21 protein-coding genes and 1 tRNA gene are annotated in these 25,629 nt (G+C 72.3%); 10 read left to right on the top strand and 12 right to left on the bottom strand.

The annotated features are described in order from the left end of the window. Positions 1-122: 122 nt before the first annotated feature. Together ABWI07_RS07590 and ABWI07_RS07595 are read left to right on the top strand one after the other, a co-directional pair. A complete protein-coding gene (locus ABWI07_RS07590) occupies positions 123-1,574 on the top strand; it encodes a sigma 54-interacting transcriptional regulator (protein ID WP_149260936.1) in 1,452 nt (483 codons plus the stop codon). Between the two features lie 37 nt (positions 1,575-1,611). Next, the gene (locus ABWI07_RS07595; RefSeq protein ID WP_149260937.1) at positions 1,612-3,678 is read left to right on the top strand and encodes a vWA domain-containing protein; all 2,067 of its coding nucleotides are present in this window, start codon (positions 1,612-1,614) and stop codon (positions 3,676-3,678) included. A 15-nt stretch (positions 3,679-3,693) separates the two neighbouring features. Here the strand turns inward: ABWI07_RS07595 and ABWI07_RS07600 are convergent, their stop codons facing one another. The 3 genes from ABWI07_RS07600 to ABWI07_RS07610 all read right to left on the bottom strand — a co-directional run bounded on the left by ABWI07_RS07600 (position 3,694) and on the right by ABWI07_RS07610 (position 6,783). Beyond that, positions 3,694-4,242: a hypothetical protein gene (locus ABWI07_RS07600; protein ID WP_353818027.1), complete on the bottom strand. Its 549-nt coding sequence runs from the start codon at positions 4,240-4,242 to the stop codon at positions 3,694-3,696. A 235-nt stretch (positions 4,243-4,477) separates the two neighbouring features. Beyond that, positions 4,478-5,500, bottom strand: a complete 1,023-nt coding sequence (locus ABWI07_RS07605) for an alpha/beta hydrolase (RefSeq protein WP_235036985.1) — start codon at positions 5,498-5,500, stop codon at positions 4,478-4,480. A gap of 134 nt (positions 5,501-5,634) precedes the next feature. Next, complete coding sequence (locus ABWI07_RS07610) at positions 5,635-6,783, bottom strand: cystathionine gamma-synthase (protein WP_149260939.1); 1,149 nt, start codon at positions 6,781-6,783, stop codon at positions 5,635-5,637. A gap of 155 nt (positions 6,784-6,938) precedes the next feature. Between ABWI07_RS07610 and ABWI07_RS07615 the strand changes: the two genes are divergently transcribed. Further along, positions 6,939-9,098 carry an MMPL family transporter gene (locus ABWI07_RS07615; protein WP_353818028.1) on the top strand — a complete coding sequence of 720 codons (2,160 nt, stop codon included), beginning with the start codon at positions 6,939-6,941 and terminating at the stop codon, positions 9,096-9,098. Positions 9,099-9,263: 165 nt separating this feature from the next. On the opposite strand, the gene ABWI07_RS07620 is transcribed toward ABWI07_RS07615, so the two are convergent. Next, positions 9,264-10,652: a cystathionine beta-synthase gene (locus ABWI07_RS07620; protein WP_149260941.1), complete on the bottom strand. Its 1,389-nt coding sequence runs from the start codon at positions 10,650-10,652 to the stop codon at positions 9,264-9,266. 186 nt (positions 10,653-10,838) lie between these two features. On the opposite strand from ABWI07_RS07620, the gene ABWI07_RS07625 reads away from it, so the two are divergent. The 3 genes from ABWI07_RS07625 to ABWI07_RS07635 all read left to right on the top strand — a co-directional run bounded on the left by ABWI07_RS07625 (position 10,839) and on the right by ABWI07_RS07635 (position 13,866). Then, positions 10,839-12,044 (top strand): SGNH/GDSL hydrolase family protein, encoded by a 1,206-nt coding sequence (locus ABWI07_RS07625; protein WP_353818029.1) that lies wholly within the window; start codon positions 10,839-10,841, stop codon positions 12,042-12,044. 135 nt (positions 12,045-12,179) lie between these two features. Then, on the top strand, positions 12,180-13,400 hold the full coding sequence (locus ABWI07_RS07630) for an acetyl-CoA C-acetyltransferase (protein WP_149260942.1): 1,221 nt from the start codon (positions 12,180-12,182) through the stop codon (positions 13,398-13,400). 238 nt (positions 13,401-13,638) lie between these two features. Then, the gene (locus ABWI07_RS07635; RefSeq protein ID WP_149260943.1) at positions 13,639-13,866 is read left to right on the top strand and encodes a DUF4287 domain-containing protein; all 228 of its coding nucleotides are present in this window, start codon (positions 13,639-13,641) and stop codon (positions 13,864-13,866) included. A 173-nt stretch (positions 13,867-14,039) separates the two neighbouring features. Here ABWI07_RS07635 and ABWI07_RS07640 read toward each other — a convergent pair whose 3' ends face one another. From ABWI07_RS07640 to ABWI07_RS07655, 4 genes are all read right to left on the bottom strand, one after another. Beyond that, on the bottom strand, positions 14,040-14,846 hold the full coding sequence (locus ABWI07_RS07640) for a Bax inhibitor-1/YccA family protein (protein ID WP_353818030.1): 807 nt from the start codon (positions 14,844-14,846) through the stop codon (positions 14,040-14,042). Positions 14,847-15,411: 565 nt separating this feature from the next. Then, a tRNA-Leu gene (locus tag ABWI07_RS07645) sits at positions 15,412-15,484 on the bottom strand. 113 nt (positions 15,485-15,597) lie between these two features. After that, positions 15,598-16,944, bottom strand: coding sequence for an NAD(P)/FAD-dependent oxidoreductase (locus ABWI07_RS07650; RefSeq protein ID WP_353818031.1), 1,347 nt, complete (start codon positions 16,942-16,944; stop codon positions 15,598-15,600). Between the two features lie 326 nt (positions 16,945-17,270). Next, positions 17,271-18,092 (bottom strand): uracil-DNA glycosylase, encoded by an 822-nt coding sequence (locus ABWI07_RS07655; RefSeq protein ID WP_353818032.1) that lies wholly within the window; start codon positions 18,090-18,092, stop codon positions 17,271-17,273. A 139-nt stretch (positions 18,093-18,231) separates the two neighbouring features. On the opposite strand from ABWI07_RS07655, the gene ABWI07_RS07660 reads away from it, so the two are divergent. Next, a complete protein-coding gene (locus ABWI07_RS07660; RefSeq protein ID WP_353818033.1) occupies positions 18,232-19,008 on the top strand; it encodes a DUF2510 domain-containing protein in 777 nt (258 codons plus the stop codon). Between the two features lie 204 nt (positions 19,009-19,212). On the opposite strand, the gene ABWI07_RS07665 is transcribed toward ABWI07_RS07660, so the two are convergent. From ABWI07_RS07665 to eno, 4 genes are all read right to left on the bottom strand, one after another. Next, positions 19,213-20,166, bottom strand: coding sequence for a Ppx/GppA phosphatase family protein (locus ABWI07_RS07665; protein ID WP_149260948.1), 954 nt, complete (start codon positions 20,164-20,166; stop codon positions 19,213-19,215). Then, on the bottom strand, positions 20,163-20,744 hold the full coding sequence (locus ABWI07_RS07670) for a DUF501 domain-containing protein (RefSeq protein ID WP_149260949.1): 582 nt from the start codon (positions 20,742-20,744) through the stop codon (positions 20,163-20,165). Before ABWI07_RS07670 ends, ABWI07_RS07665 begins: the two co-directional genes overlap by 4 nt. Before the next feature lie 55 nt (positions 20,745-20,799). Next, a complete protein-coding gene (locus tag ABWI07_RS07675; RefSeq protein WP_149260950.1) occupies positions 20,800-21,249 on the bottom strand; it encodes an FtsB family cell division protein in 450 nt (149 codons plus the stop codon). A 95-nt stretch (positions 21,250-21,344) separates the two neighbouring features. Beyond that, on the bottom strand, positions 21,345-22,628 hold the full coding sequence (gene eno, locus ABWI07_RS07680) for a phosphopyruvate hydratase (protein ID WP_149261235.1): 1,284 nt from the start codon (positions 22,626-22,628) through the stop codon (positions 21,345-21,347). Between the two features lie 244 nt (positions 22,629-22,872). Between eno and ABWI07_RS07685 the strand changes: the two genes are divergently transcribed. From ABWI07_RS07685 to ABWI07_RS07695, 3 genes are read left to right on the top strand one after another with little or no spacing between them, the layout of a single operon-like run. Continuing rightward, entirely contained in the window at positions 22,873-23,916 is a 1,044-nt protein-coding gene (locus ABWI07_RS07685; RefSeq protein WP_353818034.1) for an ABC transporter substrate-binding protein, read from the top strand. Next, positions 23,913-24,689, top strand: a complete 777-nt coding sequence (locus tag ABWI07_RS07690) for an ABC transporter ATP-binding protein (protein ID WP_149260952.1) — start codon at positions 23,913-23,915, stop codon at positions 24,687-24,689. Before ABWI07_RS07685 ends, ABWI07_RS07690 begins: the two co-directional genes overlap by 4 nt. Then, on the top strand, positions 24,679-25,575 hold the full coding sequence (locus tag ABWI07_RS07695) for an ABC transporter permease (RefSeq protein ID WP_149260953.1): 897 nt from the start codon (positions 24,679-24,681) through the stop codon (positions 25,573-25,575). The genes ABWI07_RS07690 and ABWI07_RS07695 overlap by 11 nt, the downstream gene beginning before the upstream one ends. The last annotated feature ends 54 nt before the right edge of the window (positions 25,576-25,629 follow it).

The following is a 25,629-nucleotide window of genomic DNA, read 5'->3' on the forward strand; positions in this document are numbered from 1 at the left end:
CGTTCACACCTCCAGTCTCCCCCTCCGCGCCCGTTCCACCCAAACGTCGTCGGGATGGGACGGGACGGGCGAATCCCCGGCGGGGGTGCGATCGCGCGCACCGGCGACGTAGTGTCGATCGCGTGCGTTCATCCACACCACGCGAGTCCACACCCGGCGAATCCGCCCCCCGCGAATCGACCCTGGGCGCGCTGCGCGCAGGCGGCCACGTACAGCTTTCCGTCAAGGCCGAGATCCGCCGCAACCTGCTCGACCGGCTGAGATCCGGCGAGCCGCGCTTCCCGGGCATCCTCGGCTTCGACGACACCGTCCTGCCCCACCTGGAACGCGCCCTGCTCGCCGGGCACGACCTCGTGCTGCTGGGCGAGCGCGGGCAGGGCAAGACGCGGCTGATCCGCACCCTGGCCGGGCTCCTGGACGAGTGGACGCCCGTGGTGGCGGGCTGCGAGATCAACGACCACCCGTACGCGCCGGTCTGCGTGCGGTGCCGCCGCCTCGCCGACGAGCTGGGCGACGAGCTGCCGGTCGAGTGGAAGCACCGCGACGAGCGCTACGGCGAGAAGCTCGCCACGCCCGACACCAGCGTCGGCGACCTCATCGGCGACGTCGACCCGATCAAGGTGGCGGAGGGCCGCACCCTCGGCGACCCGGAGACCGTGCACTTCGGGCTCGTCCCGCGCACCAACCGCGGCGTCTTCTCCATCAACGAGCTGCCCGACCTCGCCGAGCGGATCCAGGTCGCGCTGCTGAACGTGCTTGAGGAGCGCGACGTCCAGGTCCGCGGCTACGCGCTGCGGCTGCCGCTGGACGTGCTGCTCGTCGCGTCCGCCAACCCCGAGGACTACACCAACCGGGGCCGGATCATCACCCCGCTGAAGGACCGCTTCGGCGCCGAGATCCGCACCCACTACCCGCTCGAACTGGACGCCGAGCTGGCGCTGATCCGCCAGGAGGCCGACTTCGCCGACCTCGCGGGCCTGCCCGCCGAGGTGCCGGACCACCTGATCGAGGTGATCGGGCGGTTCACCCGGCTCGTCCGCGAGTCGACGGCGGTGGACGCGCGGTCCGGGGTGTCGGCGCGGTTCGCGCTGGCGGGCGCCGAGACCGTCGCGGCGGGCGCGGTGCGCCGGGCGGCGCTCACCGGGGAGGAGCACGCCGTCGCGCGGGTCTGCGACCTGCCGGCCGTCGTGCCGTCGCTGATGGGCAAGGTGGAGTTCGAGGTCAGCGAGGAGGGCCGCGAGCAGGAAGTGCTGGAGCACCTGCTGCGCCGCGCGGTCGCCGAGACCTACCGGCGGACGCTGGGCGCCGCCGACCTCACCGGGCTGCTCGACAAGTTCGACTCCGGGGAGAGCGTGGAGTCGGGCGAGCTGGTGTCGGCGCGGGAGCTGCTGCGCCGCATCGGCCAGGTGCCCGGCCTCGCCAAGGTCATGGAGAGGCTCGGCATGAGCGGGGAGTCCCCCGGTCAGGCCGCCGCGGCCCTGGAGTTCGCCCTGGAGGGGCTGTTCCTCACCCGGCGGCTGTCCAAGGACACCGCCGAGGGACGGGCCGACGGGACGGCGACGTACCGGACGTGACGCCGCGTCCCGAGGTCTCCACGCGCAAGGAGAGGCGATGAGCCGATACCGCTACGGCGCCTACGAGGACGGGCCCGACCCGCTCGCGCCGCCCTACGACGTCCGCGACGCGCTGGACGCCATGGGCGACTCGGTGCTGGACGGCACCCGCCCGAGCGACGCGCTCCGCGAGCTGCTGCGCCGCGGCCTGCCCGGGGCCCAGGGCCGCCGGGGCCTCGACGACATGCTCCGGCAGGTCCGGGAGCGGCGCCGCGCGCTGCGCGACCGGGGCCGCCTCGACGGGACCCTGGAGCAGGCCCGCGCGCTGCTGGACACCGCGATCGGGCAGGAGCGGGCCGAGCTGTTCCCCGACCCGAGCGACGACGCGCGGCTGCGCGAGGCGGAGCTCGACACGCTGCCGTCCGACACCTCGCAGGCCATCCGGCGGCTGTCGGACTACGACTGGCGCTCGGACGCCGCCCGCCGCACCTTCGAGCAGCTGAAGGACCTGCTGCGCCGCGAGGTCCTCGACGCGCAGTTCCAGGGCATGAAGCAGGCCCTGGAGAACCAGGACCCGGCGGCCATGCAGCGGGTCAAGGACATGATGGCCGCGCTCAACCAGATGCTGGAGCGGGACGCGCGCGGCGAGCACACCCAGGAGGACTTCGACCGGTTCATGGGCGAGTACGGGGACATGTTCCCCGACTCCCCGCAGAACCTCGAAGAGCTGGTCGACTCGCTCGCCCGCCGCGCGGCCGCGATGGACCGGCTGCTCGCCTCGCTCAGCCCCGAGCAGCGCGCCGAGCTGGCCGGGCTCATGGAGCAGGCCATGCAGGACGCGGGCCTCGCCATGGAGATGACCCGGCTCGGCGACGCGCTGCGGGCCCGCCGCCCCGACCTCGGCTGGGGCCAGGCCGAGCAGATGACCGGCGACGACCCGCTCGGCATGGGCGACGCCACGACCGCGCTCGCGGAACTGGCCGACCTCAGCGAGCTGGAGGCGGCGCTCGGGCAGGACTACCCCGGCGCCCGGCTCGACGACATCGACGAGGAGGCCGTCCGGCGGGCCCTCGGCCGGCAGGCCGTCGACGACCTCGCCGAGCTGCGCCGCATCGAGGCCGAGCTGGAGCGGCAGGGCTACCTGCGGCGCCGGCGCGGGGAGCTGGAGCTGACGCCGAAGGCGGTGCGGCGGCTCGGCGAGACCGCGCTGCGCCGGGTGTTCTCCCAGCTGGCGTCCGGCCGCCAGGGCGACCACGACCAGCGGGACGCGGGCCAGGCGGGCGAGCTGACCGGCTCCAGCCGCGAGTGGCGGTTCGGCGACGAGCAGCCCCTCGACGTGGTCCGGACGGTGAGCAACGCGATCCGTCGCAGCGCCATGGAGCGCGGCGTCCCCGAGCACGGCACCGGCCTCGTCCCCCCGCCCGCGGGCGCGGCGCGGGTCACCGAGCCCGCGCCCGCCGCCGACGCCGTGGCGGTCGGCGGGAACGGTCCCCGGCGCCCGGACGGCGTGCGGCTCAGCGTGGACGACTTCGAGGTGCACGAGACCGAGCGCCGCACCGGCGCCGCCGTGTGCCTGCTGGTCGACCTGTCCTACTCGATGGTGCTGCGCGGGACGTGGGCGGCCGCCAAGCAGACCACGCTGGCCCTGCACACGCTCGTGACCAGCAAGTTCCCGCAGGACGCGATCCAGATCATCGGGTTCTCCAACTACGCGCGGGTCCTGCACCCGACGGAGATGGCGGGCCTCGACTGGGACATGGTGCAGGGCACCAACCTGCACCACGCCCTGATGATCGCGGGACGGCACCTGGACCGGCACCCCGACTTCGAGCCGATCGTCCTCGTCGTCACCGACGGCGAGCCGACCGCGCACCTGCGGCCGGACGGCCGCTCGCTGTTCGACTACCCGCCGTCCACCGACACGCTCGTGCTCACCCTCGCCGAGGTCGACAAGATGACCCGCCGCGGCGCCTGCATGAACTTCTTCATGCTCGCCGAGGACCGGCGCCTCGTGTCGTTCGTGGAGGAGGTAGCCCGGCGCAACGGCGGCCGCGTCTTCGCCCCCGACGCCGACCGCCTAGGCGAGTACGTAGTCAGCGACTACCTAAGAGTCCGGCGGGCTTAATCGCATTCGGCCGGCTCAGCCGTTCCAGACCATCAGCACGAGGATCACCAGCCAGATCAACGCGACGACGCCGGACATGGCGGCCAGCCGCCCCCGCTCCACCTGGGCGATCTCACCCGCCGTGACGGGCTCGGCGGTAGCGCCCCCGGCGGCCGGCTCCTCGGCCTTGGCCTCCGCCGCGCCCTCTCCCGCCTCCTCCGCGGCGGGACGGGCCGGCACCGCCGCGGGCTTCGCCCCGGCCGCCGCGACCTCCAGCAGATGCGCCGCCTTGCGCTGGTCGCGCTCGATGATCAGCAGCAGCACCAGCGCGACGACGAACAGCGTCATCGACACCGTCAGCCACACCTCGGCAAGGTCGCCCTTGGCCAGCCCGAGCCCGATCAGGAAGATCCCGAGCGTGCCGATCCCGTAGATCTGGGTGGTCCGGTGAAGGTAACGCACCACCACCACGTCGCGCTTGCGGATGTAGCGGGGCGTGGACATCGTGGCGGCGGTCAGCGGCCCCAGCGTGAAGATCGCGAACCCGATGTGGAGAAGGAGCAGGATGCGGTCCGAAGTCGACATGAGCCGACCTTAGCCCCCGCGCCCCCACCCCTCACCGCAACCACGCGACAGCCTCAGCCGGTGCCGCAACCACGCGACGACCTCAATGGTCGCGATCGCGTCCGAAGGCAGGTTCGAGCGAAGCGAGAACCTGATCGCGCAGCGAGCCGCCAGGCGAGCCGGAGCGATGCCAGCGATCGCCGCAGTGCTAGACGATGGAGGGCCGTCAGGCCCGAAGGAGGAGAGCACTGCCATGTTACTGCAAGCGCTTCTTCAGCCAGGCCAGGATCGTCGGGTAGACGCCCTCGTCGCTCAGCATGTCGGAGGCGTGCATGTCGCCCTCGACGGTCTTGACGGTCGCCTGGACGCCCGCGGCGCGCAGCGCGCTCGCCAGCCCGGTGCTCTGGGTGACGGGGACGAAGTCGCCGGTGGCGTGCATCAGCAGCATCGGGGCGTCGCCCGCGGAGACGTGCGTGACGGTGCTGGCGTCGTCCAGCTTCGTCCAGCAGTCGGGGGCGGCGGTCGCGCCCGGCACGCAGTGCAGGAGGTCGACCACGGCCCGCCGCAGCTTGCGCTGGGTGAACGGGGCGTCCGGCTTCGCGCCGTCCTGGAAGGCCAGGTAGGGGTTGTTCGGCGGCGACAGCGCGATCACGCCGCGGACCTGGCGGGTGCCGGTGCCGAGCGTGCCGAGCTGCGTGGCGAGGTGGCCGCCCGCCGAGGAGCCCATGACCGCGATGCGGCTCGGGTCGACGTTCCACACCCGGGCGTGCTTCTTGATGAAGTCGAGGGCCGCCAGGGCGTCGTCGCGCTGCGCGGGCCACTGGGCCTTGGGCGCGAGCCGGTAGTTCGCCGACAGGACGACGAAGCCCTCGTCGGTCAGCCGGCGCGCGAAGTACTTCCAGCCGCCGCCCTTGTCGCCCTCCAGCCAGTAGCCGCCGTGCAGGAGCAGCACGGCCGGGCGCGGCGTGGCGCGCGGGCCCGGCTTGCGCCAGTAGGCATCGATCTTCTGGGCGGGCGCCTTGCCGTAGGCGTAGGTCCGGAACTGCGGCAGCTGCGGCGTCACCATCACCGCCTGCGCGGTGACGGTGCCGTCCGGCTCCCCGTCCGGGCCGGACGGAACGCCCTCCGTCGGCGACGTGGACGGCGCCGACGGCGAGCCGGTACCGGGGGCCCCGGTCTCCGGCCCGCCGGACGGTGTCCCCGCCGGCGACTCGGACGGGACGGACGCGCTCGGCGTCGGCGCCGGAGCGTTCGCGTGGGCGCCCACGGGAACGGTCACGGCGGAGACACACGTCGCGGCGAACGCCGCCCCACACACCAGTACTTTGCGCACCCCGGGCCCTTTCTTCACGAACCTGGCGCGCCGAGTATAGATGTTTTGATCAAGTCTGGTGGGGAACGGTCAGCCGATTCTCAGGAAAGCGCCTGCTCCAGATCGCGGAGCAGGTCGGCGACGTCCTCGATGCCGACCGACAGCCGCACCAGGTCGGAGGGCACCTCCAGCGGCGATCCGGCCGCCGAGGCGTGCGTCATCCGGCCCGGGTGCTCGATCAGCGACTCGACGCCGCCGAGCGACTCGCCGAGCGTGAACAGCTTCGTCCGCTCGCAGACCCGGACGGCGGCCTCCTCCGACTCCATCCGGAACGAGACCATGCCCCCGAACGCCTTCATCTGCTTGGCGGCGATGTCGTGCCCGGGATGATCGGGCAGCCCCGGGTAGAGGACCTGCCGGACGGACGGGTGCCGCGTCAGCATCTCCACGATCCGCTCGGCGTTCGCGCAGTGCCGGTCCATCCGGACGCCGAGCGTCTTGATCCCGCGGAGGGTGAGCCAGGCGTCGAACGGGCCCGCGACGGCGCCCATCGCGTTCTGGTGGAACGCCAGCCGCTCCCCGACGGCGGCGTCCGCGGCGATCAGCGCGCCGCCGACCACGTCGGAGTGCCCGCCGATGTACTTGGTGGTCGAGTGGACGACGATGTCCGCACCGAGCTCCAGGGGCCGCTGCAGGTAGGGCGAGGCGAAGGTGTTGTCGACGGCCAGCAGCGCCCCCGCGTCCCGCGCGACGGCGGCGAGCGCCGCGATGTCGGCGATGCCGAGCAGCGGGTTGGTCGGCGTCTCCACCCAGATGATCTTCGTTTCGGGGCGCACCGCCGCCCGCACCGCGGCGATGTCGCCGAGCGGCACCGGGTCGAACTCGACGCCCCACGGCTGGGCGACCTTCGCGAACAGCCGGTAGGTCCCGCCGTAGGCGTCGTTCGGGACGATGACGTGGTCTCCGGGCTTGCAGACGGTGCGCAGCAGCGCGTCCTCGGCGGCGAGCCCGGAGGCGAACGCCAGCCCGCGCGCTCCGCCCTCCGTCTCGGCGAGGCATACCTCCAACGCCGTACGGGTCGGGTTGGCCGACCGGGAGTACTCGTAGCCGCCGCGCAGCCCCCCGACGCCGTCCTGCTTGTAGGTGGAGACCTGGTAGATCGGCGGGACGACCGCGCCGGTGGCGGGGTCGGGCTCCTGCCCGGCGTGGATGGCCAGGGTCTCGAAGCCCTGCTGAACCTCGTTGTCCATGGGTACGAGGCTATCCACTCCCCGACCCTCCTCAAGAAGGAGAGGCTCCCCCGGAGGTATCACCCGCTATTTCGGCGCAGCGGGTGACCCGCAAGCGGCGTCCGGTCTCTACCGTTTTACAGGTATCCCAACGACCGTGAATTAAGGAAGCCCCCATGTTCGCTCGGCTCGCGCGCTTCGTCGTGAGACACCCGTGGTGGACGATCGTGGCCTGGCTCGTGGCCGCGGTGCTCATCATCGCCTTCTCCCCCAAGCTCACCACCGAGTCCGACCAGGGCGACTTCCTGCCCTCGAAGTACGAGTCGGTGCAGGCGCTCAAGATCGCCGAAAAGGCCTTCCCGCAGCAGGAGGACACCTCCTCGCTCATCGTGGTGAAGCGCACCGACGGCAGCCCGCTGACGGCGCAGGACACCGCGAAGGTGGACGCCGCCGCCAAGTCGCTCAACGCCAAGAAGCCTCCGACGGTCCTCGGTTTCGCGACCGGACCGCAAGCGGTGGCGCCCAACAAGGCCGTCCAGGTGGTCATGGTGCCGATGAAGGGCACCTCGATGGACGACAACAAGAAGCAGGGCGAGGCGGTCAAGCAGATCCGCAAGGACCTGCCGACCCTGCTGAAGGGCAGCGGGCTGGAGGCCAAGGTCGGCGGTGACGTCGCCGGCTTCGTCGACAACGAGGACTCCTTCAACAAGTCCTTCGAGATCGTCGGCATCGCCACCTTCGTGCTGATCATCGGCCTGATCCTGCTGATCTTCCGGGCCCCGCTGGCGGCGGTGCTGCCGATCGTCATCATCAGCGTGACCATGCAGGTCGCGATGGGGTTGATCGGCGTCGCCTCGAAGATCTTCGGGTTCTCCGGCGACGACAGCCTCAGCACCATCATCCTGATCGTGCTCTTCGGCATCGGCGCCGACTACTACCTGTTCCTGATGTTCCGCTTCCGCGAGCGGCTGCGGGCCGGCGACGACAAGAAGACCGCGATGATCACCGCGGTGGAGCGGGTCGGCGAGGTCATCTCCTCGGCCGCCGCCGCCATCGCCGTCACCTTCCTGGTCCTGCTGCTCGCGACCTTCGGCGTCTTCAGCGCCTGGGGCCCGGCCCTCGCCATCGCCGTCGTCGTGATGGGCATCACCTCGCTGACGCTGTTCCCGGCGATCGTCTCGCTCCTCGGCACCGCCGTCTTCTGGCCGTCCAAGGCGTGGAAGAAGCAGCCGAAGGACAGGTTCTCCACGGCCATCGGCCGCGGCGTCGGCAAGCGCCCCGCCCTGGCCGCCGCGGCGTCCGGGCTCGTCCTGGTCGTGCTGGCGCTCGGCACCCTCGGGTTCAAGGCCGACTACGACTTCGCCGCCGGCTTCCCGCAGGACACCGAGTCCGCCCAGGCGACCAAGGACATGGAGAAGGGCTTCCCGCCCGGCCTGACCACCCCGGTCCAGGTGTTCATCAAGAGCCAGAACGGGCAGCCGGTCGACCAGCAGCAGCTCCAGGCGTTCAGCAAGGCCGTCGAGAACGCGCCCGGCGTCGGCAAGGTGCAGCCGCCCGTCCCCGGCCAGGACAAGTCCGTGGCCCGGGTCGACCTGGTGCTGAAGCTCAACCCCGCGTCCAACAAGGCGATCAGCCTGGTCAAGGACGACCTGGCGCCCGCCGTGCACAAGGCGGCGCCGGAGGGCACCCGCGCCTACGTCGGCGGGCCGACGGCGATCTTCTCCGACATCAACACGGTCAACAACCGCGACCTGTCGGTGATCCTGCCGGTCGCGGCGGTGCTGATCGCGCTGATCCTGGCGCTGCTGCTGAGGTCGGTGGTCGCGCCGCTGTACCTGGTCGTGGCCGTCCTGCTCGGCTTCGCGGCGACGCTCGGCTCCGCGGTGTACGTCTTCCAGGGCGCGATGGGCGAGCCCGGCGTCACCTTCCAGCTGCCGATCGTCCTCTACCTGTTCGTGCTGGCCATCGGGACCGACTACAACATCCTGATGACGGCGCGGCTGCGCGAGGAGGCCAAGGAGGGCCACGAGCCGCGGAAGGCGGCGGCCCTGGCCGTCCAGCACGGCGGCCCGACGGTCGCCGCGGCGGGCCTCATCCTGGCCGGCACCTTCTCGGTGATGATGCTCGCGCCGGTCTCGATGCTCCAGCAGATGGGCTTCTCGGTGGCGATCGGCATCGCGCTGTCGGCCTTCGTGATGTCCACCTTCCTGGTCCCGGGCCTCACCGCGATGCTGGGCCACAGGGCCTGGTGGCCGGGCCACGGCGACGAGCCGAAGAAGCAGCTCCGGCCGTCCGACACGCGGGAGGACTTCGCCCCGTCCGGGTTCCGCGGCTGACCGCGGCGCCCCCCGAGACGCCGGGTTGCGGGGGCCGGCCCATAACGCCGCCCACCGGCCGGACCCCGCAACCCGGCACCTGAACGGCAGAGCGCCTGGAGACCGCACGGTCTCCAGGCGCTCTGCCGTTTCGGCGGCCCTTGCGGCGCGCCGCCGCCCGGCGGGTCAGCCGGTGGAGTCGGCCAGGAAGGCGAGCAGGTCCTGCCGGGTGATCAGGCCCTTGGGCTTGCCGTCCACGAGGACGACGGCGGCGCCGGACTTCTCCAGGACTCCGACGGCCTTGCTGACCGGCTCGCCGGAGCCGAGCGTCGGCAGCGGCGCCGCCATGTGCGACTCCACCGGCTCGGTCATCTTGGCCTGCCCCTTCACCATGATGTCGAGCAGGTCGGTCTCCCCGACCGAGCCGACCACCTCGGCCGCCATGACCGGCGGCTCCTCCTTCATCACCGGCAGCTGCGACACCTCGTACTCGCGCATGATGGCGATCGCGGTCTGCACGGTCTCGTGCGGGTGGACGTGCACGAACTCCGGCAGCGTGCCGCCCTTGCGGGTGAGCACCTCGCCGACCCGCGCCTCCTCGGTGGAGGGGGTGAGGAAGCCGTAGTCCGCCATCCAGCTGTCGTTGAAGATCTTGCCGAGGTAGCCGCGGCCGCCGTCGGGCAGCAGCACCACGATCACCGCGTCCGGGTCGGCCTTCTCGGCCACGCGCAGCGCGGCGACGACGGCCATCCCGCAGGAGCCGCCGACGAGCAGCGCCTCCTCGCGGGCGAGGCGGCGGGTCATGGTGAAGGAGTCCTTGTCGGACACCGCGATGACCTCGTCGCAGATGTCGCGGTCGTAGGTCTCGGGCCAGATGTCCTCGCCGACGCCCTCGGTGAGGTAGGGGCGGCCGCTGCCGCCGGAGTAGACCGAGCCCTCCGGGTCCGCGCCGACGATCCGGACCCGCCCGCCGGAGACCTCCTTGAGGTACCGGCCGACGCCGCTGATCGTGCCGCCGGTGCCGATGCCCGCGACGAAGTGCGTGATGCGGCCCTCGGTCTGCTCCCACAGCTCCGGCCCGGTCGTCTCGTAGTGCGACCGGGGGTTCTGCGGGTTGGTGTACTGGTTCGGCTTCCACGCCCCCGGGATCTCGGTGACGAGGCGGTCCGACACCGAGTAGTAGGAGTCGGGGTGCTCGGGGTTCACCGCCGTCGGGCAGACGACGACCTCGGCGCCGTACGCGCGCAGCACGTCGATCTTGTCCTTGCCGACCTTGTCGGGGCAGACGAAGACGCAGCGGTAGCCGCGCTCCTGGGCGACGATGGCGAGCCCGACCCCGGTGTTGCCGGACGTCGGCTCGACGATCGTCCCGCCGGGCCGCAGCTCGCCGGACTCCTCGGCGGCGTCGACCATCCGGACCGCGATGCGGTCCTTCACCGACCCACCGGGGTTGAAGTACTCCACCTTGGCGAGCACCTGCGGCCGCCGGCCGCCGCCCACGCCGGCGGTCACCTTGCGCAGTCGAACGAGCGGGGTGTTGCCCATCAGTTCGAGGAGCGAGTCGTGTACGTGCACCGCGACATCCTTGTCGTTCAGTGTGGTGTTCTTGAAGTTGCGGCCCTCTTCCGCCGCCGGTCACGCGCGGAAACGGACGCGGGACCCGGAAGGTTTCCCGTTCCCGACGGTAGCCGAGATCGGCCACCGCAGGTATCGCGACCCTTTGGCGCGGGTAGGAAATCATTCACGGAGGGTCAGCGCAGCATGTTGAGGGCATTCACCGCACGCCGTATCGCGGCGGCCGCGGCCTACGGCGGCGGAGGCATCACCGCACTCGGCGGAATCACGTTCGGCCTGCTCCTCATGCAGGCCCGGCTCGCCCGCAGGACCATCCTGTCGCGGCCGAACGGCGACCCGCCCGTGGCGGACGGGCTGTACGGCGAGGCGCACGGCGGCGAGCCCCTCTCGCTCGTCATGCTGGGCGACTCCACCGCCGCCGGGCTGGGCGTGCACACTCCGGAGGAGACGCCCGCCGCGCTGCTCGCCGCCGGGCTGGCGGCGGTCGCGGGGCGTCCGGTCCGGCTGACGAACGTGGCCCGCTCCGGGTCCCGCTCGGAGGCGCTCGGCGGCCAGGTCGCCCAGGCTCTGCAGACCCGTCCCGACATCGCCGTCATCATGATCGGCGCCAACGACGTGACCGGGCGGGTGCCGGCGGTCGAGTCCGTCCGCCACCTCGGGGAGGCGGTGGAGCGGTTGCGCGGCGCCGGGAGCCATGTCGTCGTCGGCACCTGCCCCGACCTCGGCTCGGTCAGGTCGCTGATGCCGCCGCTGCGCTGGTTCGCGCGCCGGGCGAGCCGCCAGCTCGCCGCCGCCCAGACGATCGCCGTCGTCGAGCGCGGCGGCCGGTCGGTGTCGCTCGGCGACCTGCTCGGCCCCGAGTTCGCCGCCGACCCGCTCTCCATGTTCAGCGAGGACCGCTACCACCCGTCGGCCCGCGGCTACGCCGCCGCGTCCGCCGCGGTGCTGCCGTCGATGGCGTCCGCGCTGGGCCTGCGGCGCGACCTGTCCGGCCATCTGACGGCGGACGTCATCCCCGTCTACCTCGCCGCCGTCGAGGCCGCGGAGCGGGCTGGTACGGAGGTCAGCGGCGCGTCGCTGGCAGGCCGCGACCGCGGTCCCCGGGGCCGCTGGGCCACGCTCCGGTACCCGTTGCGCCGCCCCCACCTGCCCCGCCGCCGCGAAGCCGAGCGCCATGCAGATGACGACACTGCGGGCGAGGACCGCGCCGCCCTCGCGGGGCCGGAGCCCGCCCGGTCACCGGTGGCGGGCCCCGGCGGTCCGGGACCCCGGCCGGGCCTCCGCGCGCGCCTGCGACGGCCCGGCCGGTGGCGTCGCTCCCAGCCTGCGGCGCCCGGCGTCCCGGGCACATGGGGCGGCGGTCACCGCGCCGCCGGGACTTCGCCCAGGTGAGCGAGGTAAGTCGACACTTATTGGACGCGCCGTCCACCAGGCCCGGGGGGCGGCGTGTACGCCGCGTGCGACCAGCGGCTAGATTGCTGGTGACCGGTGAGTAACACCGTTGGCCGCTGAGAAGGAGACCCGCACATGCCCGAGGCAGTCATCGTCGCAACCGCGCGCTCGCCGATCGGCCGCGCCTTCAAGGGGTCGCTCAAGGACATCCGGCCCGACGACCTCACCGCCCAGATGGTCACCGCCGCGATGGCGAAGGTCCCGCAGCTGGACCCGAGCCAGATCGACGACCTGCTGCTCGGCTGCGGCCTGCCGGGCGGCGAGCAGGGCTACAACATGGCGCGCGTCGTGTCGGTCCTGCTGGGCTGGGACAACGTGCCCGGCGCGACCATCACCCGCTACTGCTCGTCCTCCCTCCAGACGACCCGGATGGCGCTGCACGCGATCCGCGCCGGCGAGGCCGACGTCATCGTCTCGGCGGGCGTCGAGACCGTGAGCCGGTTCGCCAAGGGCAGCAGCGACGGCCTGCCCGACACGCAGAACCCGGTGTTCGAGGAGGCCCAGGCCCGCACCGCCCGGGCCGGCGAGGGCGGCGCCCCCGTGTGGCACGACCCCCGCGAGGACGGCGCGGTGCCCGACATCTACATCGCGATGGGCCAGACCGCCGAGAACGTGGCGGGCATGCGCGGCGTGTCCCGGCAGGCGCAGGACGAGTTCGGCGTCCGCTCGCAGAACCTCGCCGAGAAGGCCCTCGCCAACGGGTTCTGGGAGAAGGACATCACCCCGGTGACGCTGCCGGACGGCTCCGTCGTCGCCAAGGACGACGGCCCCCGCCCCGGCACCACCTACGAGAAGGTGTCGCAGCTCCAGCCGGTGTTCCGGCCGGACGGGACGGTCACCGCGGGCAACTGCTGCCCGCTCAACGACGGCGCCGCCGCGGTCGTCGTCATGAGCGACACCAAGGCCGCCGAGCTCGGCATCACCCCGCTGGCCCGGATCGTGTCGACCGGCGTCACCGGCCTGTCCCCCGAGATCATGGGCCTCGGCCCGGTGGAGGCGTCCCGCAAGGCCCTCGCCAAGGCCGGGATGACGATCGACGACATCGACCTCGTCGAGATCAACGAGGCGTTCGCGGCGCAGGTGCTGCCGTCCGCCGAGGACCTCGGCATCGACCTCGACAAGCTGAACGTCAACGGCGGCGCGATCGCGGTCGGTCACCCCTTCGGCATGACCGGCGCCCGGATCACCTCCACGCTGCTCAACGGCCTCCGGTTCCACGACAAGCAGTTCGGGCTGGAGACCATGTGCGTGGGCGGCGGCCAGGGCATGGCGATGGTCCTGGAGCGCCTCTCCTAGAGGTAAGGCCGAACTTACCTGGGGAAACGACGAACAAACTTTCCGGCAAGAAGCATCCGGTGGCCCGCCCGGAACCGCCCTCAGGCGGCTCCATGCGGGCCACCTGCGCGTTTCCGGGGAACATCCCCGCTACAAATGATCTACGTAACGTAAAAGATAGGTCCCCGTTAGGGGGTTGTCACATGCGCGGAGGTGTTGCAGAGTCGGCAGGAAGAGGCCCGCGACCTGGAGGTGCCAATTGTCACTGAACCACTCGCCGGAGACGCACAGCAAGCTGATCGCCCGCATCCCGCAAGTCACAGGACGTGACATCCCCGAGTGGTTCACCGCCATCGAGAACGGCCCGTCGTTCACCCGCTGCGAGGAACGCAGCACCTGGCTGGCCGAGGAGCACAACCTCTCGCATGGCTACGCCGCGGCGCTGGTCCGCGAGCACGAGCGCGCGCGCCGCGCCCGCCACTACTGAGCACGTCCCTCCCTCGGGGGGACGTACCGAGCGAACTTCATAACGGACGTTGCGGGATCCCGCCAGAGGATGCCCCCGCAGTCGCGGCGCCGTGCCGCCGCGACCTTGGCGCAGAGATCCCGCACAAAGATCAGCCCCACGCCGCCCGGCGCGGGGCTGATCCTTGCGGGACGCTAGTCGCGTCCGGAGAAGTAGCTGAGCAGCCGCAGGATCTCCAGGTAGATCCACACCAGGCTCAGCACCAGCCCGAACGCGCAGTACCACGCGAACTTCTCGGGCGCGCCCGCCCGGACGCCGTTCTCGATCGAGTCGAAGTCGAGCAGCAGGAAGAAGCAGCCGACGAGGATCGCGGCGACGCTGAAGACGTAGGCGAGCGGGCTGCCGGGGTCGCGGATGCCGATGCCGTGGTCGCCGCCGAAGAGGTGCACCACGAGGTTGACGACCATGAGCCCGATCAGCGCGAGCCCGGCGGCCATCACGAACTTGGCGAACTTGGGCGTGACCCGGACGATGCGCAGCGCGTAGACGGCGAGGGTGGCGCCGAACGCCAGCGCCGTCCCGATCACGGCCTGGAACACGACCCCGTGGTAGAGGTCGTTGTAGGAGTGGCTGATGATTCCGACGACGACGCCGTAGACCGCGGCGAACGCCAGCACCATCGCCGCGTTGGCCTTGCGGCCGAACGTGATGAACGCCCAGATGCCGATCTCGGCGACGAGCGCGAGGACGAGCACGGGCGCGGCGAGCGAGGTGGGCACGAGCGTCCAGGCCAGCGCCGCGGTGACCACCAGGGTCGCGAGCGTCAGGAACCCGCGGACGACGACGTCGTCCATGGTCATCGGCCGGGTGGCGGGCGGCGCGTACCCGGGCGCGGCGTACCCGCCCCCTCCGTAGGGCTGCGCCCCGTAGGGCTGCGCCCCGAACCCTCCGCCCCGCTGGTCGAAGGCTCCTCCCCGGAACGCGGGATTTCTACTCTCCATCAGAGTCTCCACTTCGGCCGACGTGAACCCTCAGTGTAAGCCGCACTCCCCCCGGTTGATCAGCCGAAACCCCGCCCAACCAATCCCGCATTTCCCCCACCGCCCTTGACCACTCCCCGCAAGGACACCCCCCAAAAGGCTCAGAACATCCACGTCCAACGCTCCTGGACGGGCCACGCCATAACGCTCTTGGAGTGGACCTGAACCGGTCCGCGGGGCGGGCGGCCGGAAGGCGCTCTAAGCGCCTGGAGGCCGCACGCCCCGCCGAGCCGGGCGACCGCAGCGCCACGCACAAGCCCGCACGGGCACAAGAACCTCAGCCGTGGCGTGAGGATCGCCCGGCTCGCAACGGGGGGCTCCAGGGGGGTCGCTCCCCCTGGGAAACACAGCGGGGCGGGCGGCCGGAAGGCGCTCCAGGCGCCTGGAGGCCGCACGACCCGCCGAGCCGGGCGACCGCAGCGCCACGCAACAAACCCGCACGGGCACAACACACCGAAACCGTGGCGGGAGGATCGCCCGGCTCGCAACGGGGGTTCCAGGGGGTCGCCCCCCTGGGAAGACACTGTGCCCCTGGTCGGACTCGAACCGACACAATGGCTCTTTTAGGGAGCCCGCCTCTGCCATTGGGCTACAGGGGCGGCGTCATCATATCGAGTCAGTGGCTGCCACCGCCTTCTCCAAGGGCCGTGGGAATGGGGCTTCGGCGGCCGGGTTCGGCCAGTGGAACGGTCCGGTCGGTCAAGAACGGTTGTCAGATGTCGTGCTGGCGGCCGGCCGCGAGCTCGAACTCCTGGCGGGGCGATTCGAGTTCCCCGAGCGAGACGATCTCGCGGCGGAAGAACGCCGAGAGCGTCCAGTCCATGGTGATCCGGAACTTGCGGTTGACGGTCGGCATGCGCGACAGGTGGTAGGTGCGGTGCATGAACCACGCGGGGAGGCCGCGGAGCTTGAGCCCGTAGACGTTGGCGACGCCCTTGTGCAGGCCGAGGCCCGCGACGGAGCCGACGTAGGCGTGCACGTACGGCTTCCTGGGCTTGCCGCGCAGGTCCGCCACGATGTTGTCGGCGAGGCGCTTGGCCTGCCGGACCGCGTGCTGGGCGTTGGGCGCGGTGAAGTCGCCGGTGTCGGTGAGGTCGGGGACGGCGGCGTTGTCGCCGGCGGCGTAGACGCCGTCGAGCCCTTCCACGGTCAGGTCGGCGGTGCACTTGATGCGGGACTTGTCGTCCAGGGGCAGGTCGCTCTCCTTGACGACGGGGTGCGGCTTGACTCCGGCGGTCCAGACGAGGGTTCCGGCGTCGAACTCCTCGCCGTCGCTCAGCACGATGTGCCGCTTCTCCGCGGACTTCAGCAGCGTGTTCATCTTGACCTCGATGCCGCGCCGGCGCAGGGCCTCGGCGGTCCAGCGGCCCATCTCGGGGCCCACCTCGGGGAGGATGCGGTCGGTGGCCTCGACCATCATCCAGCGCATCTCCTCCTCGTCGATGGTCGGGTACCACTTGCAGGCGTCGCGGGCCATGTCCTCCAGCTCGGCGATGGCCTCGATGCCCGCGAATCCGGCGCCGACGAACACGAACGTGAGGGCGCGCTTGCGGACGGCCTCGTCGTTCGGGTTGGACGCGGCGATGTCGAGCTGGTGGATGACATGGTTGCGCAGGAAGATCGCCTCTTCGACGGTCTTGAAGCCGATCCCGCATTCGGCCAGGCCGGGGATGGGCAGCGTCCGGGAGATGGACCCGAGGCAGACCACGAGCATGTCGTACTCCACGTCCCGCTCCGGCACGCCGTGGTTCGACCCGGCCGGCCTGATGGTGACGCGCTTGGACGCGTTGTCGATCCGCGTCACGAACCCGTTCACGATCCGGCAGCGGTTCAGGACCTTGCGCAGCGGCGCGACGACGTGCCGGGGCTCCAGGTTCCCCGCGGCCGCCTCGGGCAGGAACGGCTGGTAGGTCATGTAGGACTGGGGATCGATGACGGTGACGGCGACCTCGCCGCGGCGCAGTTCGCCGCGCAGCCTCTTCTGCAGGCGCAGGGCCGTGTACATGCCGACGTACCCGCCGCCGACGATCACGATCTGTTTCGTGCGCTGGGATGGCATATCCGGAGCGGTACCCGGTTCTGCGGTCCGCTCACGTCTTGGCCGCAGTTGCGAACTTCCTCCCCACCGTCGGCATCTCACCCGTTGTAACGCCAGAAGGGAGACGGCGAGGCCAGGGCCCGACGGGGGCGCCAAGCGGTCGCGGGCGGCGGATCGGTGCAGGGGCCGGTCCGCCGCACCACGGCCGCTTGGCCACGGCCCTGCCTCGCCGTCGAACTCCTCGCGGAGACGGTGATCGGGGGGAAGCGATGCCGCGGTTCGTCCGGGCCGTTCCGCCGGCGCGACGGGCTCGGGTCGGCGCCCTGGACGGCGAGCGCCCGGTCCCGCTAGCGGTAGTCGCGGGCGCGGACGAAGACGGCGTCCAGCATGTCCTCGGTGACCCGGCCGGTGAAGGTGTTCTGCTGGCTCGGGTGGTAGCAGCCCAGCAGCAGGACGGGGTCGCGCCGGGGCTCGGACGGCGGCGGCGCCAGCTCGACCTCGGCGCCGTGGCCGAACTTCGGCCGGGGGCGCGGCACCCCGTACCCGGCCTGCTTCAGCGCGGGCCACACGCCCTGCCAGGCGAACCCGCCGAGGCACACCACGCAGCGGACGGTCGGGGCGACCTCCGCGACCTCGCGGGCGAGCCACGGCAGGCAGGTGGTCCGCTCCAGCGGGGTCGGCTTGTTGTCGGGCGGGGCGCAGCGGACGGTCGCCGCCATCCGCGCGCCGATCAGCCGCTGCCCGTCGCCCGCGTGGACGCTGGTCGGCCGGGCCGCCAGCCCGACCCGGTGCAGGGACGCGAACAGCCAGTCGCCCGAGCGGTCGCCGGTGAAGATCCGGCCGGTGCGGTTGCCGCCGTGCGCGGCCGGGGCGAGCCCGACGATCAGGATCCGCGGGCGCTCGTCGCCCCATCCCGCGATGGGACGCCCCCAGTACCGCTCGTCCGCGAAGGCCCGGCGGCGCTGGACGGCGACCTGCTCCCGCCACTCCACGAGGCGGTCGCAGGCGCGGCACACCGACTGGCGGGCGCACAGCTCGTGCAGATCCGGCGCCCCGGCGGCCAGTTCGGCGACGTCGCCCGCGCCGTGCGCGACGGGGGTCGCGGGGACGGCGGGGTCTTCCGGCCACCCTGACCCGGGCGGCACGAACGGAGGGTTGGCGGGCGGCATACCACCGATCGTCCCACGCCACAGCCGGTGGCCGGGTTCCGCCCATGGCCGGTGGCGAGCGGGTCCGATCGGTACGATGCGTTCGCCGGTCGGGGAGGCGGTGGTCCGGCACGCGCGTTGTGCGAGGTGGGAGGCAGGAGTGTCGCAACCGGGCTGGTACCCAGACCCTTACGGGACTGGGAGCCTGCGCTGGTGGGACGGGCAGAACTGGACCGAGCGGCTGAACCCCGAACCCGACCGCCCGCCCCGGATCCCGCGCCGCGAGCAGCGCCCGGACCGCGGGACCTCCGGCGGGACGCACCACGCCGCCCCGCACGTCCCGACCTGGGACCGCGCCCCCTTCGTCCCCGCCCTCGACGTGAACGTGCGCGGCCTACGCCTGCACGCCGACGACCAGGGCGTCGCCTACGGGAACGCGTCGCTCGCCTGGGCGCGGGTCGAGTGGGTGGCGTACTGGGCGGCCGAGCACCCGGCCGCACACGGCCGCGCCCCCGCCACTCAGTGGATCTTCCAGGCGGGGCGGTACCCGTTCCGCGGCGGCCCCCGCGTGGAGGTGGTGGTCGAGCCGGGCGTCCTGCCCGGCCGCCCGCCGGGGGCGGACGGCGAGCCCGAGCACGTCTGGGGGCGGCTGATCCAGCTCTGCCAGGAGTACGCGGAGCCGCGGATCGTCGAGGAGCTGGCCCGCCGCGTGCGCGCGGGCGAGTCGGTCGACGTGGCGCAGGGGCTGACCGTCCACCCGGGCGGCGTGCGCGGCAACCGGGTGTCGCTGAGCTGGTCGCTGATCTCCGGCGCGACCGTCGACCGGGGACGGGTCTGGATCCAGCAGTCCGGCGGCACCGCGCCGCTGCTCTACGTCCCGCAGCAGAACCCGAACGCGGTCCTGATCCCCGCCCTGCTGACCCGCCTCAAGTACTAGGCCTGTCGCAAAGTGGCCTCGGCCACGCGCGCGAACGCGTGACCTGGCCGGTGGAGCGAAGCCGGAGGCGAGCGGAACCGGGCAGATCGCGAAGCGATGCCGCGTTCGCCCAGGCACGGTCACGCAGCGAGCCGCCAGGCGAGCGAAGTGGTCCGGGACTGTATTAACACAGCCGCAAGGCGAGCGAAGGGGGCCGGGACTGAATCAACACAGCGACCAGGCGATGCCGTCGAGGATGTCGTGCTCGCTGACGACGACCGCTCCGAACCCGTACTCGCGCATGATCCGGTCCAGGATGAGCGCGCCGGCGCCGATCACGTCGACGCGGCCGGGGTGCATGACGCCGAACTCGGCGCGCTCGGCGCGGGTGGCGTGCAGCAGCCGCCGCGTCACCTCGTGCACCTGGCCGGCGGTGATCCGCGCGAGGTGGATGCGCTCCGGCTGGTAGGTCGGCAGGTCGAGCGCGATGCCGGCGACCGTGGTGACGGACCCGGCGAGCCCCACGAGGGTGCGCGCCTCGTCCACCGGGACGCTCTCGCGGACGGCGGCGAGCGCCGCGTCGATGTCGGCGGCGGCGTTGGAGATCTGCTCGGGCGAGGGCGGGTCGTCCCGCAGGTGCCGCTCGGTCATCCGCACGCAGCCGATGTCGATGGAGCGGGCCGCGTCCGCCGATGAGCTGCCGAGCACGAACTCGGTGGACCCGCCGCCGATGTCGACGACCAGGTAGGGGCGGGCGGGGCGCAGCTTCGCCAGCTCCCGGGTGGCGCCGGTGAACGACAGCCCGGCCTCCTCGTCCCCGCTGATCACCTCGGGGACGACGCCGAAGATGTCGACGACGCCGCTGACGAAGTCGGCCCGGTTGGCGGCGTCGCGGGTCGCGCTGGTCGCCACCACCCGGGTCTTGATCGGCCCGTGCCCGTCCCCGTGCCGCTCGATCAGCTCGGCGTACCCGCGCATCGCGGTGAAGGTGCGCTCCAGCGCGGCGGGCGACAGCCGCCCGGTCCGGTCGACGCCCTCGCCCAGCCGGACGATCTCCATCCGGCGCTCGACGTCGGTCAGGCTTCCGCCGCCCTCGCCGTCGCCGCCCCCCGCCGCGATGTCGGCGATCAGCAGGCGGACCGAGTTGGTCCCGCAGTCGATGGCCGCGACGCGCGTCACCGCGCCTCCCTCGGTTCCGGTTCCGCGTGGTCGGTTTCCGTCGTGCCGCTCTCCGCCGCGCCGTTCTCCGGCGTGCCGCATTCCACCTGGGCGCAGGGCCCCGAGCGCCACCAGTCGGGCAGCGCGTCGAGGGCCTCGCGGCCGAACGGGTTGGCGCCCGGCACCGCCAGCTCGTGCGCGACGAGGGCGTGCAGGCACTTGACGCGCTCCGGCATGCCGCCGGCGCTCTGCATGCCGGGCGGGAGCGGCTCGACGCCGTCCTCGCGGGCGGCCTCGTCGCGGCGGCGCAGGTAGTCCTCGTGCGCGGCGGCGTACTCGGCCGCCAGGGACGGGTCGGCGGCGAGCCGGGCCTGCATGTCGCGCATGGCGCCGCTGCCCTCCAGCGTCCCGATGGCCGAGGCGGCTTTCGGGCACGTCAGGTAGAACAGGGTGGGGAAGGGCGTCCCGTCCGGGAGCCGCGGCGCCGTCTCGATCACGGCGGGCAGCCCGCAGGGGCAGCGGCTCGCCACCCGGCGGACGCCGCGCGGCTCGCGCCCCAGCTGCGCCGCGACCGCGGCCGTGTCACGTGCTTCGATCATCAGTCCCACCCCACGGATCCGGGGGATCCGTTCGTCGTCCGCGCCCAAGGGACGGTCAGCGGGGCCTGTCGGCGGCCTCCACCGACCGCCACAGCGTCTCGTACCAGGGCGGCCTGGTCTCCGTGCCGCCCTTGCGGGAGCGCTGCCCGTCCCCTTCACCGCCGTCCAGGACGATGTAGCACTTCACGTCAGGACGACAGTAATGCAGCCGGCGCGTCGCCTCACGTTCAATGTACGACTTGTCGCCGAGCTGCTGCTTGCGCTGGGCGAGTATCTCCACCTTGCGGCGGGACACCGCCTCCTGGCGCCGCAGGTCGGCGATCTCCTTGCGCTGGGCGATGTACTCCCGGACGGGGTAGGCGAGGCTCAGCGCGATCGCGCACACCACGACCGCGAGGATCGCGGCGCGGCTCGTCAGCGCCGGGTTCGAGCGGCGGCCCCGGCCGCCCCTCGCCCGGTGCCCTCCGGAATCGTGGTCGGTCTGCTCGTCGTCACCGTGCGCCATCGTGTCCCCTGCCTGAGCGTTTCCCCTGCCTGCGGCTCGGCTGCCGGAACCCGGTGCCCGGCGGGACGGGACGCCGCCCCGCCGGGCCGCGCGGCTCAGCCCCGCGCGTCGAAGCGCGGGAACGCCGCGGCGCCGGCGTAGCGCGCGGCGTCGTCCAGCAGCTCCTCGATGCGCAGCAGCTGGTTGTACTTGGCGACCCGGTCGCTGCGGGCGGGGGCGCCGGTCTTGATCTGGCCGCAGTTGGTCGCGACGGCGAGGTCGGCGATCGTGGTGTCCTCGGTCTCGCCGGACCGGTGGCTCATCATGCAGCGGTAGCCGCTGGTCTGCGCGAGCGAGACGGCGTCGAGGGTCTCGCTGAGCGTGCCGATCTGGTTGACCTTGACCAGCAGCGCGTTGGCGGCGCCGGACTTGATGCCGCGGCCGAGCCGCTCGGGGTTGGTGACGAACAGGTCGTCGCCGACGAGCTGGACTCGGTCGCCGACGGCGGCGGTGAGGCCCTCCCAGCCGGCCCAGTCCTCCTCGTCGAGGGGGTCCTCGATGGAGACGAGCGGGTAGCTGCCGAGCAGCTCGCCGTAGTAGGCGGCCATGTCGTCGGCGGAGCGCTTGGTGCCCTCGAACGCGTACTGGCCGTCGGCGTGGAACTCGGTGGCGGCGACGTCCAGCGCGAGCGCGATGTCGCGGCCGGGGGTGAAGCCGGCCTTGCGGATCGCCTCCAGGATGAGGTCGAGGGCGTCCCGGTTGCTCGGCAGGTCGGGGGCGAAGCCGCCCTCGTCGCCGAGGCCGGTGTTCAGGCCCTTGGACTTCAGCACCGACTTCAGCGCGTGGTAGGTCTCGGCGCCCCAGCGCAGCGCCTCGGCGAAGGTGGCCGCGCCGATCGGCGCGATCATGAACTCCTGGATGTCGACGTTGGTGTCGGCGTGCGCGCCGCCGTTCAGGATGTTCATCATCGGGACGGGCAGCAGGTGCGCGTTCGGGCCGCCCACGTACCGGAACAGCGGCAGGCCGGCGGAGTCGGCGGCGGCCTTGGCGACGGCGAGGCTGACGCCGAGGATGGCGTTGGCGCCGAGCGCGGACTTGGCGGGGGTGCCGTCGAGGTCGACCAGGAGCTGGTCGATCAGGCGCTGGTCGGAGGCGGGGTAGCCGACGAGCTTCTCGTCGATCGTCTCGTTGACGGCCTTGACGGCGTTGCGGACGCCCTTGCCGCCGTAGCGCTCACCGCCGTCCCGCAGCTCGACGGCCTCGAACTGGCCCGTGGAGGCGCCGCTCGGGACCGCCGCGTGCGCCTCGGTCCCATCGGCGAGCAGCACCTCGACCTCGACGGTCGGGTTGCCGCGGGAGTCAAGGATCTCCCGGGCGAGTACGGCCTCGATCGACGACACGGGGAACCCCCTGATGGTGCGGATGGTCTGTGCGGTCACCGAGCCTATCCGCGCGCCCCCGCCGCCGCCCAACCGCCTCGCCGTTGCCCCGGCGGTCCACGCATAGGGGACGTCTGCGACCAAACCACTTCCTGCGGCGACCGCGTCGCGGCCGGATCGCGCCAGGAGCGCGACTTGACGCGGAGATCGCCCGCCTTATCTACTATGCAGGTCAAACAGACTTGATTAGTAGGGAATTATGACAATGCATCGTGGACTCCGCGGGCGCGTCGCCGCCGTGGCACTCACCGTCCTGGCCGCGGCGGGCACGCTCGCCGCCTGCGGCGACGGCGGCGGCGGGTCCGAGGGGGACGCGCCGCTCAGGCTCGGCTACTTCCCGAACATCACCCACGCGACCGCGCTGGTCGGCGTCGAGAAGGGCATCTTCGCCGAGCACCTCGGCGCCGCGCCGAAGACCGCGACGTTCAATGCGGGGCCCGCCGCCGTCGAGGCGCTGTTCTCCGGCGCGATCGACGCGACGTTCGTCGGGCCCAACCCGTCCATCAACGCGTGGTCCAAGTCTCACGGCAAGGCCGTCCACATCATCTCGGGCGCGGCCTCGGGCGGTGTCTCGCTGGTGGTGAAGCCCGGGATCAAGGGCGCCGGGGACCTGCGGGGCAAGAAGATCGCGACCCCGCAGCTCGGCAACACGCAGGACGTCGCGCTGCGGTACTGGCTGAAGAAGAACGGCCTCACCGCCAACAAGGACGGCAGCGGAGACGTCAAGGTCGTCCCGCAGGAGAACGCCCAGACGCTCCAGACGTTCGCGCAGGGCGACATCGACGGCGCCTGGGTGCCCGAGCCCTTCGCGTCGCGGCTGATCCTGGAGAACAAGGGCGAGAGGCTGCTGGACGAGAAGTCGCTGTGGCCCGGCGGCAAGTTCGTCATCACCAACCTCCTGGTCAGCCAGGAGTACGAGAAGAAGCACCCCGAGCAGGTCGAGAAGCTGCTCCAGGGCGTCGTCGAGGCGACCGACTTCATCAACCGGAACAGGGCCGACGCCGAGAAGGTCACCAACGACGCCCTCGCGAAGCTGAGCGGCAAGCCGCTGAAGCAGGACGTGCTCGCCGCCGCCTTCAAGGAGATCGACTTCACCACCGACCCGGTCGCGTCCTCGCTGGTCGGCGGCGCGCGGCACGCCGAGGAGATCGGCCTGCTGGAGAAGACCGACCTGGCCGGGATCTACAACCTGGCCCCCCTCAACGACGTCCTCAAGGCGGGCGGGAAGGCACAGGTCAGCGACCGATGACCGCGGACACGGCGGTCCGCCTCAGCGAGGTCTCCAAGGCGTTCGGGACGGGCGGGCCCGCGCTCCTCGCGCTCGACAAGGTGTCCCTGGACGTGGCGCCGGGCGAGTTCGTGTGCCTGGTCGGCGCGTCCGGCTGCGGCAAGAGCACGCTGCTCAACCTGGTCGCCGACCTCGACCGGCCGAGCGCCGGGACGATCGACAAGGCCGGCGCCCGGGTCGCGCTGATGTTCCAGGAGCCCGCCCTGTTCCCGTGGCTGACGGTGACGGGCAACCTGGAGCTCGCCCTGAAGACGCGCGGCGTCGCGCGGGGCGAACGGCGGGACCGGGCCGCCCGGCTGCTCGAGTCGGTGCACCTCGGCGGGTTCGCGGGCAGGCGCCCGCACCAGCTGTCGGGCGGCATGCGGCAGCGGGTCGCGCTCGCCCGCGCCCTGGCCCTCACCGAGGACGGCGCGGGCGAGGGGCAGCGGACCGTCCTGCTGATGGACGAGCCGTTCGGCGCGCTCGACGCGATGACCCGCGACCTGCTGCACGACGAGATCGAGCGGATCTGGCGGGAGCGCGCCCTGACCGTGCTGTTCGTCACCCACAACGTCAGGGAGGCGGTCCGGCTCGGCGACCGGGTGGTGCTGCTCAGCAGCCGCCCGGGCCGGGTCGTGGCGGAGTTCCCCGTCCCGATGGAGCGGCCGCGGCGGATCGACTCCCCCGAGGTCGCCTCCCTGGGCGCCTCCGTCACCGACCGGCTGCGCGAGGAGGTCGTCCGGCATGGCGCATGACGTGGTGAAGGGAGAGGCGCCGGAGGAGACGGCGCGGCTCGACCGCGAGTTGGCCGGGCTCGACGCGCTGGAGCTCGGCGGCGGGACGGCGCGCACCAGGTTCGGCCGGCGGGCGTGGTCGGCGGCGTGGCCGATGGCCGCGGCCGTGCTGATCGCGCTCGCGGCCTGGCAGCTGGTCGTGTGGAGCGGCTGGAAGGAGCCGTGGGTGCTTCCCGGCCCCCGCGACACCCTCCCGGTCTTCTGGGGCCGGCTCACCTCGGCGCGGTTCTGGGACGCGGTCGCGCTGACGATGCGGCGGGCCGCCGTCGGGTTCGCCTTCGCCGTCGCGGTCGGGGTGGGGGTCGGCGCGCTGGTGGCGCGGTTCCGGGTGCTGCGCCGCGCCTTCGGATCGCTGATCACCGGGCTGCAGACGATGCCGTCGATCGCCTGGTTCCCGCTCGCCATCCTGCTGTTCCGGCTCAGCGAGAGCGCGATCCTGTTCGTGGTGATCCTCGGGGCCGCGCCGTCGATCGCCAACGGGCTGATCGCGGGCGTCGACTACACGCCGCCGATCCTGCTGCGCGCGGGGAAGGTGATGGGGCTGCGCGGCATCCCGCTGTACCGGCACCTGATCCTGCCGGCGTCGCTGCCCTCGTTCGTGGCGGGGCTGAAGCAGGGCTGGGCGTTCGCGTGGCGCAGCCTGATGGCGGGCGAACTGCTGGTCGTGATCGGCGACACGACCTCGCTCGGCGTGCTGCTGTCGCAGGCCAGGGAGCTCAACAACACCGCCGACATGATCTCCTACATGCTGGTGATCCTGGTCCTCGGCATCGTGATCGACCAGCTGTTCGGCCTGGTGGACGGGGCGATCAGGCGCCGCTGGGGCGTCGACGAGGCCTCCGCCTGAGAATCTTTTACCCGGCGGCCAGGGTGCAGTTTGCCCTGTTCAGGCAAGAATTCC

The sequence above is a fragment of the Actinomadura sp. NPDC000600 genome, assembly GCF_040492135.1.
Lineage (GTDB): Bacteria > Actinomycetota > Actinomycetes > Streptosporangiales > Streptosporangiaceae > Spirillospora.